General features: G+C 65.6%; 16 protein-coding genes and 1 riboswitch. Of the genes, 5 read left to right on the forward strand and 11 right to left on the reverse strand.

Going from position 1 to position 15257, the window contains the following annotated elements; translation table 11 throughout:
- Positions 1-3: 3 nt before the first annotated feature.
- From ACRARG_RS03985 to ACRARG_RS04010, 6 genes are all read right to left on the reverse strand, one after another.
- The gene (locus ACRARG_RS03985) at positions 4-753 is read right to left on the reverse strand and encodes an ABC transporter ATP-binding protein (protein WP_432688681.1); all 750 of its coding nucleotides are present in this window, start codon (positions 751-753) and stop codon (positions 4-6) included.
- Entirely contained in the window at positions 750-1733 is a 984-nt protein-coding gene (locus tag ACRARG_RS03990) for a FecCD family ABC transporter permease (protein ID WP_432688682.1), read from the reverse strand. Before ACRARG_RS03990 ends, ACRARG_RS03985 begins: the two co-directional genes overlap by 4 nt.
- Positions 1730-2668 carry an ABC transporter substrate-binding protein gene (locus ACRARG_RS03995; protein ID WP_432688683.1) on the reverse strand — a complete coding sequence of 313 codons (939 nt, stop codon included), beginning with the start codon at positions 2666-2668 and terminating at the stop codon, positions 1730-1732. Before ACRARG_RS03995 ends, ACRARG_RS03990 begins: the two co-directional genes overlap by 4 nt.
- A 52-nt stretch (positions 2669-2720) precedes the next feature.
- A complete protein-coding gene (locus ACRARG_RS04000) occupies positions 2721-4577 on the reverse strand; it encodes a TonB-dependent receptor plug domain-containing protein (RefSeq protein ID WP_432688684.1) in 1857 nt (618 codons plus the stop codon).
- Positions 4578-4717: 140 nt separating this feature from the next.
- Positions 4718-4924: riboswitch (cobalamin riboswitch) on the reverse strand.
- A 65-nt stretch (positions 4925-4989) separates the two neighbouring features.
- A complete protein-coding gene (locus ACRARG_RS04005; protein ID WP_432688685.1) occupies positions 4990-6153 on the reverse strand; it encodes an acyl-CoA dehydrogenase family protein in 1164 nt (387 codons plus the stop codon).
- A gap of 23 nt (positions 6154-6176) precedes the next feature.
- A complete protein-coding gene (locus ACRARG_RS04010) occupies positions 6177-6938 on the reverse strand; it encodes an SDR family NAD(P)-dependent oxidoreductase (RefSeq protein ID WP_432688686.1) in 762 nt (253 codons plus the stop codon).
- A gap of 224 nt (positions 6939-7162) precedes the next feature.
- Between ACRARG_RS04010 and ACRARG_RS04015 the strand changes: the two genes are divergently transcribed.
- The 5 genes from ACRARG_RS04015 (at position 7163) to ACRARG_RS04035 (ending at position 10525) form a co-directional block, all read left to right on the forward strand.
- Positions 7163-7510, forward strand: coding sequence for a hypothetical protein (locus ACRARG_RS04015; RefSeq protein WP_432688687.1), 348 nt, complete (start codon positions 7163-7165; stop codon positions 7508-7510).
- Between the two features lie 96 nt (positions 7511-7606).
- Positions 7607-8599 carry a copper chaperone PCu(A)C domain-containing protein gene (locus tag ACRARG_RS04020; RefSeq protein WP_432688688.1) on the forward strand — a complete coding sequence of 331 codons (993 nt, stop codon included), beginning with the start codon at positions 7607-7609 and terminating at the stop codon, positions 8597-8599.
- 7 nt (positions 8600-8606) lie between these two features.
- A complete protein-coding gene (locus tag ACRARG_RS04025) occupies positions 8607-9200 on the forward strand; it encodes an SCO family protein (RefSeq protein ID WP_432688689.1) in 594 nt (197 codons plus the stop codon).
- A gap of 216 nt (positions 9201-9416) precedes the next feature.
- Positions 9417-9923 (forward strand): MarR family winged helix-turn-helix transcriptional regulator, encoded by a 507-nt coding sequence (locus tag ACRARG_RS04030; protein ID WP_432688690.1) that lies wholly within the window; start codon positions 9417-9419, stop codon positions 9921-9923.
- On the forward strand, positions 9923-10525 hold the full coding sequence (locus ACRARG_RS04035) for a gamma carbonic anhydrase family protein (protein ID WP_432688691.1): 603 nt from the start codon (positions 9923-9925) through the stop codon (positions 10523-10525). The genes ACRARG_RS04030 and ACRARG_RS04035 overlap by 1 nt, the downstream gene beginning before the upstream one ends.
- A gap of 150 nt (positions 10526-10675) precedes the next feature.
- Here ACRARG_RS04035 and ACRARG_RS04040 read toward each other — a convergent pair whose 3' ends face one another.
- The 5 genes from ACRARG_RS04040 to ACRARG_RS04060 all read right to left on the reverse strand — a co-directional run bounded on the left by ACRARG_RS04040 (position 10676) and on the right by ACRARG_RS04060 (position 15062).
- Positions 10676-11179 carry a DUF6653 family protein gene (locus ACRARG_RS04040; RefSeq protein ID WP_432688692.1) on the reverse strand — a complete coding sequence of 168 codons (504 nt, stop codon included), beginning with the start codon at positions 11177-11179 and terminating at the stop codon, positions 10676-10678.
- 206 nt (positions 11180-11385) lie between these two features.
- The gene (locus ACRARG_RS04045; RefSeq protein ID WP_432688693.1) at positions 11386-11979 is read right to left on the reverse strand and encodes a TetR/AcrR family transcriptional regulator; all 594 of its coding nucleotides are present in this window, start codon (positions 11977-11979) and stop codon (positions 11386-11388) included.
- Positions 11980-12397: 418 nt separating this feature from the next.
- Positions 12398-12619 carry a 50S ribosomal protein L31 gene (rpmE, locus tag ACRARG_RS04050; protein WP_432688694.1) on the reverse strand — a complete coding sequence of 74 codons (222 nt, stop codon included), beginning with the start codon at positions 12617-12619 and terminating at the stop codon, positions 12398-12400.
- Between the two features lie 12 nt (positions 12620-12631).
- Entirely contained in the window at positions 12632-13015 is a 384-nt protein-coding gene (gene rplS, locus ACRARG_RS04055) for a 50S ribosomal protein L19 (protein WP_432688695.1), read from the reverse strand.
- Between the two features lie 259 nt (positions 13016-13274).
- A complete protein-coding gene (locus ACRARG_RS04060) occupies positions 13275-15062 on the reverse strand; it encodes a caspase family protein (protein ID WP_432688696.1) in 1788 nt (595 codons plus the stop codon).
- Positions 15063-15257: the final 195 nt, after the last annotated feature.

Genomic DNA, 15257 nt, shown 5'->3' on the forward strand with positions numbered 1-15257 from the left:
CGGCTAGCGGATCACGCCTGTGGGCTGAAACACCGGACCCTCCGGTGTCTCGGCATGAAAGGCCCGGATGCGGAACGCCCGGGCGATCCGATCCCGGGTCAGCACCTCTGCAGGGGGCCCGTCGGCAAGGACGCCGCCCTCTGCCAGCAGCACCAGCCGGGTGCAGAATCGCGCCGCCTGCCCCAGATCATGCAACGACAGGATCACCCCCTGTCCGCCCTGCGCCAGCGCCCGGAACGTGCCCAGCGTGGCCAGCTGATGTTCCGGGTCGAGCCCTGCGGTCGGCTCATCCGCCATCAGAAGCGGCGTCTCCTGCGCCAGCGCCCGGGCGATCAGGGCCCGCGCCTGTTCCCCGCCCGACAGCCGGGTCGCGGTCCGCTGACGCAGAGGGCCGAGGCGCATACGATCAAGCGCAGCCTCTACCGCCCTGCGATCGGCAACGGTTCCGCCCTGCCCATGCGGCAGGCGGCCCAGCCGGACCAGCGCCTCCACCGAGACCGGCCAGGCAATCTCCCGCGATTGCGGCATCCAGGCGACGTGACGGGCCCGCGCTGCGGCCGTCATCCCGGCCAGCAGGCTGGTGCCTTCGAACGGGATCAGCCCCAGAGCCGCGCGCATCAGCGTCGATTTGCCCGCCCCGTTTGGCCCGATAACCCCCACCATTTCGCCCGCGCTGACCGAGAGCGAGACATCGCGCAACACCGCCCTGCCGCGCAGCGCCACGGAAAGATTTTGCACCGAAAACAGGCTCATGCCGATATCCGCCCCGTCCGCCAGACCAGATGCAGGAAAAATGGCGCCCCCACCAGCGCGGTCAGCACCCCCAGTTTCAGATCGCGCCCGGGCAGCACCACGCGCACCGCGATATCGGCCGCCAGCAGCATGGCCGCCCCGCCCAGAGCAGAGGCGATCAGCAGCGGTCCGGGCCGCGCCCCCACCAGCGGACGCAGCAGATGCGGCACAACCAGCCCGATAAAGCCGATGACACCGGCCACGGCGGTGCCCGCGCCTACGACACAGGCGGTTCCCAGCACCACCTGCCAGCGAAGGCGCGCCAGATTGACCCCCATGGCGGCGGCGGCATCCTCGCCCAGGGTCAGCGCCTCCAGCGGGCGGGCGAGCGGCAGCAGCAATGCCCAGCCTATGGCCATGACCGGCAGCGCCAGCCAGACATGCAGCATCGAGCGGTCCGCCAGCGATCCCATCATCCAGAACACGATCTCGTTTGCGGCAAAGGGGTTCGGCGACAGGTTCAGCACCAGCGAGGTCAGCGCCCCGGTCAGGGCCGACAGGGCGACGCCGGCAAGGATCAGCGTCAGCGCCCCGCCGCGCGGTCCGGCCAGCGACAGCAGCAGCACAACCGCCAGCACCGCCCCCGCCAGCGCCGCCAGTGGCAGTGCCAGATAAAACGCCGCCGCCAGCCCGGTCTGGATCGCCAGCACCGCGCCCAGAGCGGCCGCGCCCGACACGCCGATCAGCCCCGGTTCGGCCAGCGGATTGCGCAGATAGCCCTGCAGGGCCGCCCCCGCCAGCCCCAGCGAGGCGCCTATGCTGGCAGCCAGGATCGTCCGGGGCAGACGAATTTCGCGCATCACAAGGGCCAGCGGGCCATCGCCGCCGCCCAGCAGCGCGCGCAGGCTCTCCGACACGCCCACCTGCGCCGGACCGATGACCAGCGACCCCAGACAGAGCAGGACGACCAGCGGCAGAAGAACAGATAACAGGCGGGTCATCTGCGCTCCATCCGGCGGCGGGTCTCCCGCATCTCTTCGATGGCCTCAAGCACATGGGGCGTGGCACAGACCCAGTCGGCGCTGGTGTGCACGGCCCCGGCAGTACGGCGCTGCAGGGCTGTCAGAACGGGATGATGCAGCACCTCCTCCGACCGCGACCCGCCCGGGTAGGGACGGCCGGAGATGACAAGCTCCGGCGCCGCCAGCGCCAGCACCTCCAGCGGCAGATGGCCGCCCGCCGGCACCCCCGCCTCGCCGGCTATATTGGCGAAGCCGGCGGTGGCGATGATCTCTCCGGCAAGCGAGCTGTCACCGGATGTATAGCCGTTGGCGTAGTAGAGCGCGGCGCGGGGATGATGCGCCACCTCCTCGCGCAGGGCGGCGAGCCGGGTCTGGAATGCGGCCACTGCCCGGTCTGCCGCCTCCGCCCGGCCAAGCGCCACGCCGACCTCGCGCAGGCGCGCCGGAATATCGGCCATGCCATAGGCCGGGGCGGTGACCGCCACGTTGAGCCCCAGACGGCGCAGCAAAGCCACGGTGGCCGGGTCGGTAAAGGCATCGGCCAGCACCAGATCGGGCTGCATCAGCCAGACCTCCTCTGCCCGGCCCCGGTTCAGCTGATATCCCGCCGCCCTGTCCGCCATGGCCGAGCTCTGCGGATCGGCGGCGAGATGGCTGACCGACAGCAGCTGCCCCGGCGCCGCCAGCATCATCGCCAGCTGATCGGTGCACAGATTGATGGACACCACCCGCCCGGGACGGACTGCCGCATCCACTGGCCCGGTCAGAGTCTCAGTCACAGGTCCGGCCACAGTCTCAATCTCTGGCCCAATCTCTGGCCCAATCTCTGGCACCGCACCGCCCGGCCCGTCGCTAGAGGCGGCCCCGGTCAGACCCATGACCAATGTCAGGGTCAGGGCCATCGCTGCGCCCATCCCCCGCACCTTCACCACCCTGACCGATCTGCCTGTTCCCACCACCGTCGCCTCAGAAACTGGAGCTCAGCCCGACATAGACGGTCCGCCCGCGCGAGGCATAGCCCCAGCTGTCCGAATAGACCTTGTCGAACAGGTTCTCGACCCGGGCATTCACCTGAACATTGGAAGAGATCCGGTAGGTCGCCGCGACATCCACCTTCCAGTAGTCCGGCAGTTGCGCCGTGGCATAGCTGCCAAAGAACTGGCTGTCGTAATTGCCGGACACGAACCGCGCATCGGCCGAAACCGTCCCGCGCCCGCCAAAGCTGCGCAGCGTCGCCCCCAGCCCGAGCTCATGTCTGGGACGCCGGATTTCGACACTGCCATCGGGGTTCGTCGCGTCCAGATAGGTATAGCTGAGCCGCAGATCCAGATCCTCGGCTGCCGCGATCCGGCCCGCGACCTCTACCCCCTGACGGGCGCTGTCGCCCGACTGGTTGATGTAGCTGTATGTCCCGGGGCCGGTGCTGATCGCCGTGATCTCATCCGTCAGCGTTTCGTTGAAATAGGTCACATCCAGCGTGCCACGCCCCTGGGCCACGGGCAGTTCCACCCCGATGTCAAAAGACCGGTTCCGCTCGGGATCGAGGCGCGGGTTGCCGACATAGCCGAAACTGTTGGCATAGAGCTCGAAATAACTGGGATTGACCACGCCCGTGCCGGCCGAGGCATGCAGCCGGACCCCGCCGGCAAATTGGTAGGACCCGGCGACGGTCCATGTCACGCTGTCGCCGAAGACCGAATTGTCATCGAACCGCGCCCCGGCCTGCACATCCAGCCCGCTGCCGAAACTGCCCCGGTATTCCAGCGCATAGGAGGTGTTCGACCGGGCATAAAGCGGATTGGCGGCAGAGCTGTCGCGTTCCCTCTCTGCCATCAGGATCACCAGATGCGCGGCGGTCTCCACGGCCCCGTCCAGCCCGTAGCTCAGCCGCAGCTTGGCCGCGCGGCTGTCGGTATCGCTCGGCGCGTAGAGGCTGCTGCTCTCTTCATTGCGTGTATATTCATAAGACAGCCGCCCCGTCAGCCGGCCGCCCGGCGTCGCATAGTCGGCATAGACCTGCAGTGTCTGCTCGTCGCGGTCGGTAAAGGCAGTCGGATCGTCGACCACATACTGGTCTGCCGTCGCCGCTACGTAGGAATTGAGATCGGAATCGAACCGCTCCTCCGACCTGCGATAGGTGAAGCCCAGCGTCAGCCCCTCTGTCAGCGCGTAATCGCCGGCCAGGTTCAGCGTCCAGCGGGTGATCCCGTCCTTTTCCCCGCCGGAGCCGGAATAATCATATCCCCTGTCGTCGCGTTTGGTGAGCCCGAAGGACACCCCGCCCCGGTCGCCGCGATAGGCCAGAAACCCGGAGGCCATCCAGCCCGACCCGGCCTCCACGCTGCCGCCGTACTGAAGCCCGCCGCTGGCCTTCCTGGTGATGATATTGACCACCCCGGAAGAGGCGTTGGACCCGTAATAGACCGACTGCGGCCCACGCAGCACCTCGATCCGGTCGATATTGGCGGTCTCCAGCCCGGTCAGGAAATATTCCCCGTCGCCGCCCGCGGCCTCGACCCCGTCGATCAGGATGAGGGTGTGATTGCCCTCGCCGCCGCGGATGCGCACCTGAGTGCTGCTGTGACCCGCGCCATTGACGGCGACCCCGGGCAGCGCGCGCAACGCCTCCTGTACCGAGAGGATCCCACGCTCTTCGATCTCCCGGCCAGTGATGACAGTGGCGGCGCGGCCATAGTGCGCGGCCTCGACCGGGATCAGCCCACCCGATACGATGATCGGGTCCAGCCCGATGACATCTTGCGACTGTGCCGGCACGGCAATCGTGCAAGAGACCGCAAGCGCGGCCCTGAAAACCTGTTTCATATCTTTTCCTTCCCCGCAGCGCCCGTACCCGGGCCCGCATGGCCATAGCTTTGACCGAAGGAAGGAGATGCCCCCGCCGCCGGCCCCGAAATGCCACCACGACGGAAAGGTCCGCAGCCACGAACGCGCCCCGCGTCCGGACAAGGTGATCGGCTTCGGCAGGTCTCCTGGCTCGCGGGTCAAGGCTTGGCCGGGTCTTCCCGTCCCGCATGGCGGGGACAGTGACATGGTCCGGCTTCGCTCTCCGTTTACAGTTGCGGGGGCAGCCACGGAATCGGATCGAAATCCTCACCGCATTCCCTTTTCACCGGACGTCAGACGCCCGGACCGAAGCAGGTTCCGATTACCGCGTATCGGGACACGACGCAATGGGCTGCGCGCGCCGGTCAGCCGCCCGACCGGCGCGTGCGGCCTATCCCTGCTGCGCCTGTTTCCAGTCCCGCTTGATCTTTTTGGCAAGCGACCATTTATGCACCTCGGTCGGCCCGTCATAGATCCGGAAGGCGCGGATTTCGCGGAACACCTGTTCGACGATCGTATCCGCGGTCACCCCCTGCCCGCCCATCACCTGCACGCAGCGATCGGCCACACGCATCAGCGCCTCTGAGACCGCGACCTTGGCCATGGAGCTTTCGGCGGTTCCCAGCACCCCGGTATCCAGCACATCGGCACACCAGTAGATCATCAGCTCTGCCTGTTTCAGGTCGATCAGATTATCGGCCAGCATGAAACCGACACCTTCGTGATCCACCAGAGGTTTGCCAAAGGCATGCCGCCTGTTGGCATAATCCGAGGCGATCTCATTGGCGCGGATACAGGCGCCAAGCCAGCGCATGCAATGGGTCAGCCGCGCCGGTGACAGCCGCACCTGCGCGTATTTGAACCCCTCGCCGGACAAGCCCAGCATCTGGTCCGCAGGCACGCGCAGATTGTCGATGGTCACGACGGAATGACCGCCGGGCATGGAGCTGTCGATCGTATCCAGAACACGCTCGATCCGGATCGCCGGGTCGGGCAGGTCCACCAGAAACATGCAGGCGCCATCCGCCGATTTCGCCATGACAATGCCCAGCCCGGCCCCGTCGGCCCCGGTGATATAGGTCTTGCGGCCGTTGATCACCCAGTGGTTGCCGTCCATGTGGCAGGTCGTCTGCATCATCGACGGGTCAGACCCGGCCCCCCCATCCTCCGAAGGTTCGGTCATGAAAAACGCCGACCGCATCGCACCTTTCACCATCGGATCGAGGAACCGGCGCTTCAGCTCGGGCGAGCCCACCTTGCCCAGCAGATACATATTGCCCTCGTCGGGCGCGGCAGTGTTGCAGGCCACGGGGCCAAGCGGTGACAGGCCCGACCGGATCAGCACGCAGGCGGTTTCCCGGTGCGTCAAATGCGCCCCGTCCGCGGGGATATGCGGTGTCAGAACGCCGGCCTTGCGCGCCTCTTCCTTCAGATGAACGGCCAGCACGTCCGAGGGCCCGTGCGAGCTCCGCCGCGGATCTGACTCATAGGGTGCCACAACCTCGCGCACGAAGGTTTCGACCCTGTCGGCAATCGCGACGGCGCGGTCGCTCATACCCCTGTTATCAAGCGTAAATGTCATTTCGGCCCCATCCGGATTGCCCCGTCGAGGCGGATTGTCTCGCCGTTGAGCATTGGATTTTCAACAATTGACCCGACCATCCGGGCATATTCCGACGGATTGCCCAGACGCGCCGGAAACGGCACCTGACGGCCAAGGCTGTCCTGCGCCTCCTGCGGCAGGCTGGCCAGCAGCGGCGTCAGGAAAAGCCCGGGTGCGATGGTCATCACACGGATGCCGTACCGGGCGAATTCCCGTGCAAGCGGCAGCGTCATGCCGACAATCCCGCCCTTGGAGGCCGAATAGGCCGCCTGCCCGATCTGCCCCTCAAAGGCCGCGACCGATGCCGTGTTGACGATCACGCCCCGCTCTTCCCCGATCGGGTCGGCGCTGTGCAAGGCGGCGGCGAATTTCGACAGAACATTGAACGTGCCAAAGAGGTTCACGTTCACGATCGAGGTGAAATCCGTCAGCGGATTGGCGGTGCCGTCGCGGTCGATCACCTTTTTCGGCGGACCGATCCCGGCGCAGTTGACCAGAATGCGCGCCTTGCCATGCAGGCCCTCCGCCTCTGCGATGGCGGCGGCGACCTCGCTCTCGCTGGTGACGTTGACCTTGCAGAACCTGCCGCCGACAGATTGCGCCTTGGCCGTGCCCTCTGCCTCGTTCAGATCAAAGATCGTGACGCGGGCCCCGGCCGCGGCCAGCAGGTCCACGGTCGCCCCCCCAAGTCCCGAGGCGCCGCCGGTCACAATGGCGGCCTGTCCGTCGATGTTCATTCAGTCTCCCTTTCCTCCAAATTCGGGCCGGCGCCATGCCCCGGAAGGCCCAAAAGCCACCCGCATGCCAGTCGAAACCGGCCCGAAGGCCAACTGTCGGCCGGAATTCTGATTTCGGCAACCTCCCCCGATGCGGCCGGCCCGGTGCTCTGGCCCCGGACATGACCACGGCAGCGACAAATTGGAACTGGCGCCCGGCCAAGCTTAGCCTGTAGTACAGGCGCATGACCACCGGGTTCCGCCATCGCCTGACCACGCTCCTGGCCGTGCTGCTGCTTGTCGCAGGAAGCGCGATCTCGGCAGGCATGATGGCGCCGGACCGCGACGATGCGCAAGAGGCGCGAATCGCGGTCATGGGGTTCAGCCTGGACGATCTCTGTGGCGGCGACGCCGCGCATGATCATCGCTGCCCCTTCTGTCACCTCGTCTCCGGCACGGGACCCGCCGGTCCCGAGGCCCGGGCCATGGTCATTCTGGACTCTGCCGCCTGGCATCAGGCCGGCCACCTGCACCGCGCCGCACAGTCGCGCGATCACGCCCGGTCACCTCGGGCACCCCCCTCCGTCATCTGATCGCGGCCCTCCGGGGCCAAACGACCAGTCGCGGCCACGGCCGCAAATCTGCGCAGGCAGCGGTGTGTCCGCGCGCGCAACCCGATGGAGAGACAGATGAAAACCATTCTTTTGGCAGGCACCTTTGCCGCCATCGCCGGATCGGCATTTGCCCATGCCACGCTTGACCGCAAAGAGGCAGAGGCCGGCGCGACCGCCAAGATCACCCTGCGCGTGCCGCATGGCTGTGCCGGCGAGGCGACGCATACCGTCCGCCTGACCCTGCCCGACGGCTTTTATGCGGCCAAACCCATGCCCAAACCGGGCTGGGAGCTGACCACGGAAACCGGCCCCTATGCCGCCGCCTACGACAACCACGGCACCGAAATGACCCAGGGCCTGCGGCAGGTCATCTGGTCGGGCGGGCAGCTCGACGATGCCTGGTACGACGAATTCACGGTGCGCGGCACATTCGGACCCGATATCGCGCCGGGCACCGTCCTGTATTTCCCGGCCGTGCAGGACTGCGCAACAGGCACAGCCGACTGGACCGATACATCCGGCGCGCATGATGTGCCAAACCCGTCGCCCAAACTTACCATTGTCGCGGGCGGGGCCGGGCATGAGCATGCGCATGGCGCAGCACCCGCTGCCGACGATCATGCGGCGGCCCCGGTGACGGCCGGATCGCTTGAAATCACCGGAGGATTTTCGCGCGCCACCCTGCCCAATGCACCGGTTGGCGGGGGCTTCCTGACCATCACCAACACCGGATCGGCAGACGACCGGCTGATCGCCGCCACCTCCGACATTGCCAGTCATGTGGAAATTCACGAAATGGCGATGGAGGGCGATGTCATGCGCATGCGCGAGCTGAGCCAGGGCCTCCCCGTCCCGGCCGGTGAGACGGTCACCCTGAAGCCCGGCGGCTTTCATCTGATGTTCATGGACCTGAAGACACCGCTGACCGAAGGCGAGACGGTGACCGTGACCCTGACCTTTGAAACCGCCGGTACGGCGACCGTCCCGCTGGCCGTCGGCGCGATGAACGCCAAGGGCCGCGGGACGATGGACCATAACGACCACAGCGGCCACGGCACGAAGGAGTGAGGGCAACATGACCATTCAGCGAAAGCATCTGGTCATTGGCGTCTTGTGGGGGCTGGCTCTGCTGGCCCTCATCGCCCTGGCCTGGACCCGCCTGATCGGACCAACGGCCCAGTCCGGGCTCGCCCAGGTGATCGGCCCCGGCGATTACCACCTGACCACGACAGACGGGGCGGAATTCACCGAAGACAGCCTGAAAGGTGCGCCCTCGGCGGTGTTTTTCGGCTTCACCCACTGCCCCGAAGTCTGCCCCACGACGCTGGGCGATATCGCGTCCTTTCAGGAAGAGCTGGGCGAAGACCAAATCCGGGTGTTCTTTGTCACCGTCGATCCGGACCGCGACACGGTCGAACAGCTGCGCGATTATGTCGGCTGGGCGCCCGGCGTTCAGGGCGTCTCCGGCCCGCCAGAAGAGATTGCGAAAGCGATCAAGGCCTTTCGGATTTATGCCCGTAAGGTGCCACTGGAAAACGGCGGCTACACGATGGACCATTCCGCCAACATCCTGCTGTTCGACCGCAAAGGCCATTTCTTTGAACCCATCGGATACCAGGAGGATCTTACCCGCGCCGTGGCCAAGATCCGCCGCATGATCGCCTCCTGAGGCCCTGCCGGCGCGTGAGATTGACCGGCCCGACCGGCTGCCCTCTTCGCAGGCGCCACAGGGCCGGCGCCGCGCGCTGTGACGGTCTGTCTGAGGCACCGGCTTCGGAATGGTGACGCGCCCGCGTCCCGCGACTTTCCCCGCCACCGCATCCGGGGACAGGCGCGCCATCCCTTTGGCTATTGGCAGCCTTCAAATATCATGCATACTGCATGCATGAATGAAACACTCCTCGCAAATCACCTTGGCGCACTCGCCGTGCGGCTTCTGGATACCGTGTCACAGACGAGCGCCCTGTCCGACAGCTCCCGCGCCCTGCTGGAGACCCTGCGTTTCCACGCCCCGCTTCCCGCCACCCGGCTGGCCGCGATCGCGGGGCTCAGCCAGCCCGCCACGCAGCGCGCGCTGGACCGGCTTCGCGATGACGGGCTGGTGCATTGGCCAGATACCGGCCGTACCCGCCCCGCAGATCTGACCCCAGAAGGGCTCCGGCGGGCGGATGATCTGGTGGCCACACGGGACGACGTCCTGCGACAGGCCACATCGGCCCTGTCGGCCGCCGAACAGGCGCAGCTGGCGCCCCTGCTGGCCAAGATGCTGACCACCCTGACCCCATCCCCCGAAGCCGCACGTCACATGTGCCGCTTCAGTGACCACGCGCTCTGCGACGGTCCCGCCTGCCCGGTGGACACCCGCGCCCGCGCCTTATCGGAGACCCCGTGATGATCCTGCCCGACGGCCCGCACCAGCCCAGAATTCACCCCTCGGCCCGCATCGCCCCAACGGCCGTGATCAGCGGCGATGTCGAGATCGGACCCGGAACCTCGGTCGGTTTCGGCGCCGTTATCATTGCCGAATCCGGCCCGGTCCGGATTGCCGGGCAGACCGTCATCATGGATGGTGCGATTCTGCGTGGCCTCCGGGGCGCGGCGCTCAGCCTGGACAAACACGTGATGATCGGCGCCCGCGCCGTCCTGAACGGATGTACCGTTGGCGAAGAGGCCTTTATCGCCACCGGCGCAACCGTGTTCAACGGCGCCGACATTGGCGCCCGCTGCGAAGTCCGGATCAATGCGATTGTCCACCTGCGGACGAAGCTCGCGCCCGATGCCATGGTGCCTCTGGGCTGGGTTGCCGTCGGGGATCCGGCGGTCATTCTGCCGCCCGACCGCCATGACGAGATCTGGGCGATCCAGAAAGAGCTGAATTTCCCGTCCTTTGTCTTTGGCGTGGACCGGCCGGCCGACGGCCAGACGATCATGCCCGACGTCATTCCGCGCTACGCGGCACGGCTGGCCAAGCGACATGCCGGGGACACCGCCTGACAGGTCGGGCCGCGCGGATCACACCCCGGGGCCTGCAGGCGCGGGCCCGGTCCGAGACGGCAGAACACGTCCCCGACACGGACCGGACCCTCGCCGCCAATCGCGATACAGGCCATGGCACCCGCCCGGGCATGGCCTCCATGGCCATGATCAGGACGGCGGCGCCCCTGCATCCGGCACAGGACCCTGATGATCAAAGAGATGCGCCATAAGCCGGACAAATCCCATCTTGGCCCCGGTACTGACGATCATCGGAACCACAGTCCATACCGGGTCCAGCTGAACCAGCCCATAGAGAAAGGCAAGAAAGGTCACCCCGGCCAGACCCAGCAGAGCCTGCCCCCGGATGACATACCATCGCGGAATTGGCCGATCCGACCGGGCGATCCAAATCCGTTCACCGTAAACGCCCCGCGTCATCCAGGAGGACCTGTCGCGCGGCGGCGGAAAGAGACGCGGATTGATCCACAGCCAGGCCAGCACAATCGCACCCGGACCAAGCGCCCACCAGCCAAGCCAGATGCGGCTCCAGGCAGCCAGTGCAATGAGCGGCAGGACAGAGACCCGGCTCCAGGCGCTGGCCGGATTGGCATGGCGTTCCCAACTGCCGTCGGTCATGGCCATGAGCTGCTCGGCGGCCCGCGCGAGGTTCATCGGCCCTCTCCCCCGGCGCTGCGCCGTGCATCGGCTGTCAGGTCTTGGACGGGGGCGACTGACTGCCGCGTCTCCGGAAGCTGGGGAGAGGCATAAAAGAACAAGCAGACCTGGTCTGCGAACAGCAGTCTCGTCATGCGATCCGGCTCCATTTTAGAGAGGTTCAGATTTAAGGGGACGCGTTCTGCGGCCGGTGCCGCGACGGATCAAACGCCCTCGTCAACCGGTCCGGCAGAACCGGGCGGCCCCATCAGCCGCGAACTGATCCAGCCGAGGCTCGCCCGTATCTGGTCCCAGCCGTCATCCGATCCGATGTGAATACCGCTGTAGACGGGCGTGCCCCTTCCCCGCACGGCGAGGTTCTGGACACCGGCCAGTATGAGCGAAATGGCAATATTCAGGTGTTCGGCATCCGCTGCATGCGCCCGGCCCAGACGGCGTGCCACATCGGTGCCCCAGGCCTCGCGCGCCTCGTCCAGCGCCGCTGTCAGCGGGTTTGGAGACCCGATTTCCATGGCCAGCAGCTCCAGCGTCAGCGGCCGGCTGCGCAATTCCGTAATGGTTCTGTCAAGAAACCGCGCCAGCCGGTCAGACTCCGTCAGCGCCGTATCTGCATCAGGAACAACATCCTGTGCCGACGGCCAGAACACAGAGCTGGCCGCAAAGGCGGCAAGAACGGCGTCCATCGGCCCGAAGTAGCGGTATATCAGAACCTTGTCGACGCCTGCCTCACCAGCCAAAGCCTTTAGCGTCAGACCCGTAAACCCGTCGCGGATCAGGACCGTGCTGACGGCTTTCATGATCCGCTCTTTCGTGGCCTGACGGTCTTTCCTGACTGTCTTGTCTGCACTGGCCATCACCGGTACCGCGCCTCCGCCGACAAATGTCACCCAAAGGTGACTTATGCCGGGACGGCGTCTCTGTCAACGGATGCAAACAGCCCCGCGCAAATCCTTGCCGCCTGCGCGGCAACTGTCTGGCGCACATCGGCCCAGACTGGCCGCCATCAATCAGACGGCTTTAACGCCAGGAGCAAACGGTGACCACCCGACGATAGGATCACAGCGCAGCGGATGACCTGGGGCGCGATGGGTGCAAAGCACCCATCCTACCGGCAACGGACAACTGTAGGATGGGTGCTTTGCACCCATCCCGCCCCAAATGAAAACGCCGCACCCTGCGGCGCGGCGTTTTCGAATTGGCAAATGCCCGAAAGGCTCAGAAGCCCAGGCCTGCGTATTTGTTCTTGAACTTCGACACACGGCCGCCGGCGTCCAGCAGACGCGAGGAGCCGCCCGTCCAGGCCGGGTGCACAGAGGGATCGATGTCCAGCGACAGCGTGTCGCCTTCGCTGCCCCAGGTGGAGCGCATCGTCACGACGCTGCCGTCGGTCATTTTCACTTCGATGAAGTGATAATCGGGATGGATATCCTTTTTCATTTCATCGGGTCCTTATGCTTCGGCTTCAGCTTTGGGTTTGTAATTGCTCACCTCGGCGATCCGCGCGGACTTACCGCGGCGCGAGCGGAGGTAGTAGAGCTTCGCACGACGGACGCGGCCACGGCGCACGACCTCGATGCTTTCGACATTCGTGGAATAGAGGGGGAACACACGCTCCACGCCCTCACCGAAGGAAATCTTCCGCACCGTGAAAGACCCGGCGATGCCGGAGCCGTTCTTGCGCGAAATGCAGACACCTTCGTACATCTGCACACGGGTCCGCGTGCCTTCGGTCACTTTGTAACCGACGCGGATGGTGTCACCCGCTTTGAAATCGGGGATGGTTTTCCCCAGGGCGGCAATCTGTTCCGCCTCCAGCTGTGCGATCAGGTCCATCGCTATATCTCCTGTGCCCGCGGTTTGCCCGCGACGTTCATGCCGTCCAAGAGCTCTGGTCTTCGTCCGGGTCCGCCTGAGCGCCCGCCAGAGATAAGCCGCCGTTCCTTGTGAGCCACGTCACCGGGCACATCGGGCAGAAGAAGACCCGCTTTCAGCCATATGACGAGGGACCGCCGACTCGGAGAGCCCCGGACGCGCGGTGTATAGGCAAGCCCGCCCTGTCTGGCAAGCCCCTCCTGTCAGTGGCCGCTGTAAATCAATCGACTTCCATAATAAAGCCGATGTCCCACCTTTCCGAGGTATCGTCCCATTTGATCGGAGCGGATACGCCGTGGGTCGTGTTTGTGTAAAACCGGCCGAAATGCTGTCTGCCCTTGTGATTGTCAGGATTCCCGCGCGCCCAGCCGTTATAGGTCATCGGCTCTCCGGTGACCCAGGCCCAGCCGCCGGAGGGCTCGGCGCTGTCAGGGATCTGGTAGAGCCCGATCATCGGACCGTAGATATATTGCCCCTCCCGCCGTGTCAGCCGCTCGTCCTGCCGGAAGAGATCGTAGACAAACCGGTTTTCCGCGGCAGAGGTGATCGTCACCAGGTGGCCGCCGACGCTCTGCGCCTCCGTCTGGTTGGTTCGCCAGCTTGAGGATGTGTATTTCTTGACGACGACATAGAGATGCCCGCCGAAATATCCGAAAATGATGTCCCGCGTCCGCATCCCGTTGATGACCCGCTCCAGTCGCGGCTCCATATTGGGCGGCAGGGCCACATTGGTATAGCGCCGCGCCTTGTCCGACTGCAGCGCCTTGATCGCCGGGACATTCACCAGGTTCCGCAGAAAGGTATGATCCACCCCCGCGCCCGAGGTCATGCCAAACTGAATACGGGCCGAGGATATGGCGCGCCGGGTCTGCGGCCCGAAGGCGCCGTCGATGGCGCCGACATCATGCCCCATCATGTTCAGCGCTTCCTGAACCAGCATCCGCTGGTCCCGCGTCAGATCGGATTCGCTGACGGATGTCTCCAGATCCGGCGCGATCCAGGGCCGGTCCGGCAGGCGCCGCGCCGCGGTCTGCTTGAGCAAATCATCCAGACGGCGCTGCGCCACCACGACAAGCTGGTTGAACTGCCGTTCCCCATGTTTTTCGAGGAATTTCTCCCAGTTCCAGACCGTGTCGCGTTTGTCGGCCACTGCAAAATCGCCGATCAGATCGTCTTTTTCGGCTGGCGGCAGCGGGGCGCGATCCAGATCATCGGACCCGGTCACCCCCCCGGTCCCCGGTGCACCCGTCGGGCCGGGTGGCGGGGCGGCCGCCAGGAAGATGTCCCGCCCGGGCAGAGAGCCGTAGGTGAAAGGCTCCTGCGCGCCATCGGTCAGCTCGACCACGCGGTCGCGGATCAGCCGGAACATCTTGCCGATCTCAAGCCCCGGAACCTCCAGCTGCTCCAGAAGAGCCTTGGCATAGGGGCTGTTCCGCCCCTCCCCGTCCAGCGCCAGCGTCCCGCCGCGCGCCGAATAGCCGACCAGAGTCCCGCCCGGATCGACCCGCGCCAGGCCCCGCCCGATGGATCGCGTCCCGCTCTCCATCCGGGCGGCAAAGGGATTGTTGCGGCAGGCGTCCACCAGAACGATCCGCACACCGCCCTGGTCCTCGATCGCGGTCACCAGCGACTGCAGCGGCACCGCCTCGAATTCGACATCCCGCCCCCGGCGCAGCCGCGCATTGGTCGGGATCACGTAATTGACGTTATTCACCTCGATCCCGTGACCGGCGAAATAGATCAGCGCGATCTCGGCATCCACACTGGTGCTGGAGAAATCCCGCAACGCCAGCCGCAGCGCCTGATGGTTCAGATCGAACCCGACCGAGACATCGAAATCCAGCCGTTTCAGCGCCGCAGCGATATCGCGGGCGTCATTGCGCGGATTGTTCAGAACAGGCACGTCGGCATAGTCCGAATTGCCGATCACCAGCGCGACCTTCTTGCCATTGGCCGCCGAAACCGGCGCGGCCAGACACAGGAAAAAGATCAGGAAAAAGCGCACCATCAATATCGAACCCGTTAAAAAACCATTGTCAGGTTAGGCATTCAGTCCTCCGGCTCAAGGAAAATGTCACGAAAATTGCGCGGCCAGGGGCGCTGCAATGTCTCTGTCGCCTTTGATCGGTATCAAAGCGCGGTGTCCTGCCGATCTGGCACATCGGCCTTGCCGGACTGATCCGGACGTCACGCATAAGTCCCT

The sequence above is a fragment of the Pseudooceanicola profundi genome (genome assembly GCF_050897955.1).
In the GTDB taxonomy this organism is placed as follows: domain Bacteria; phylum Pseudomonadota; class Alphaproteobacteria; order Rhodobacterales; family Rhodobacteraceae; genus Pseudooceanicola.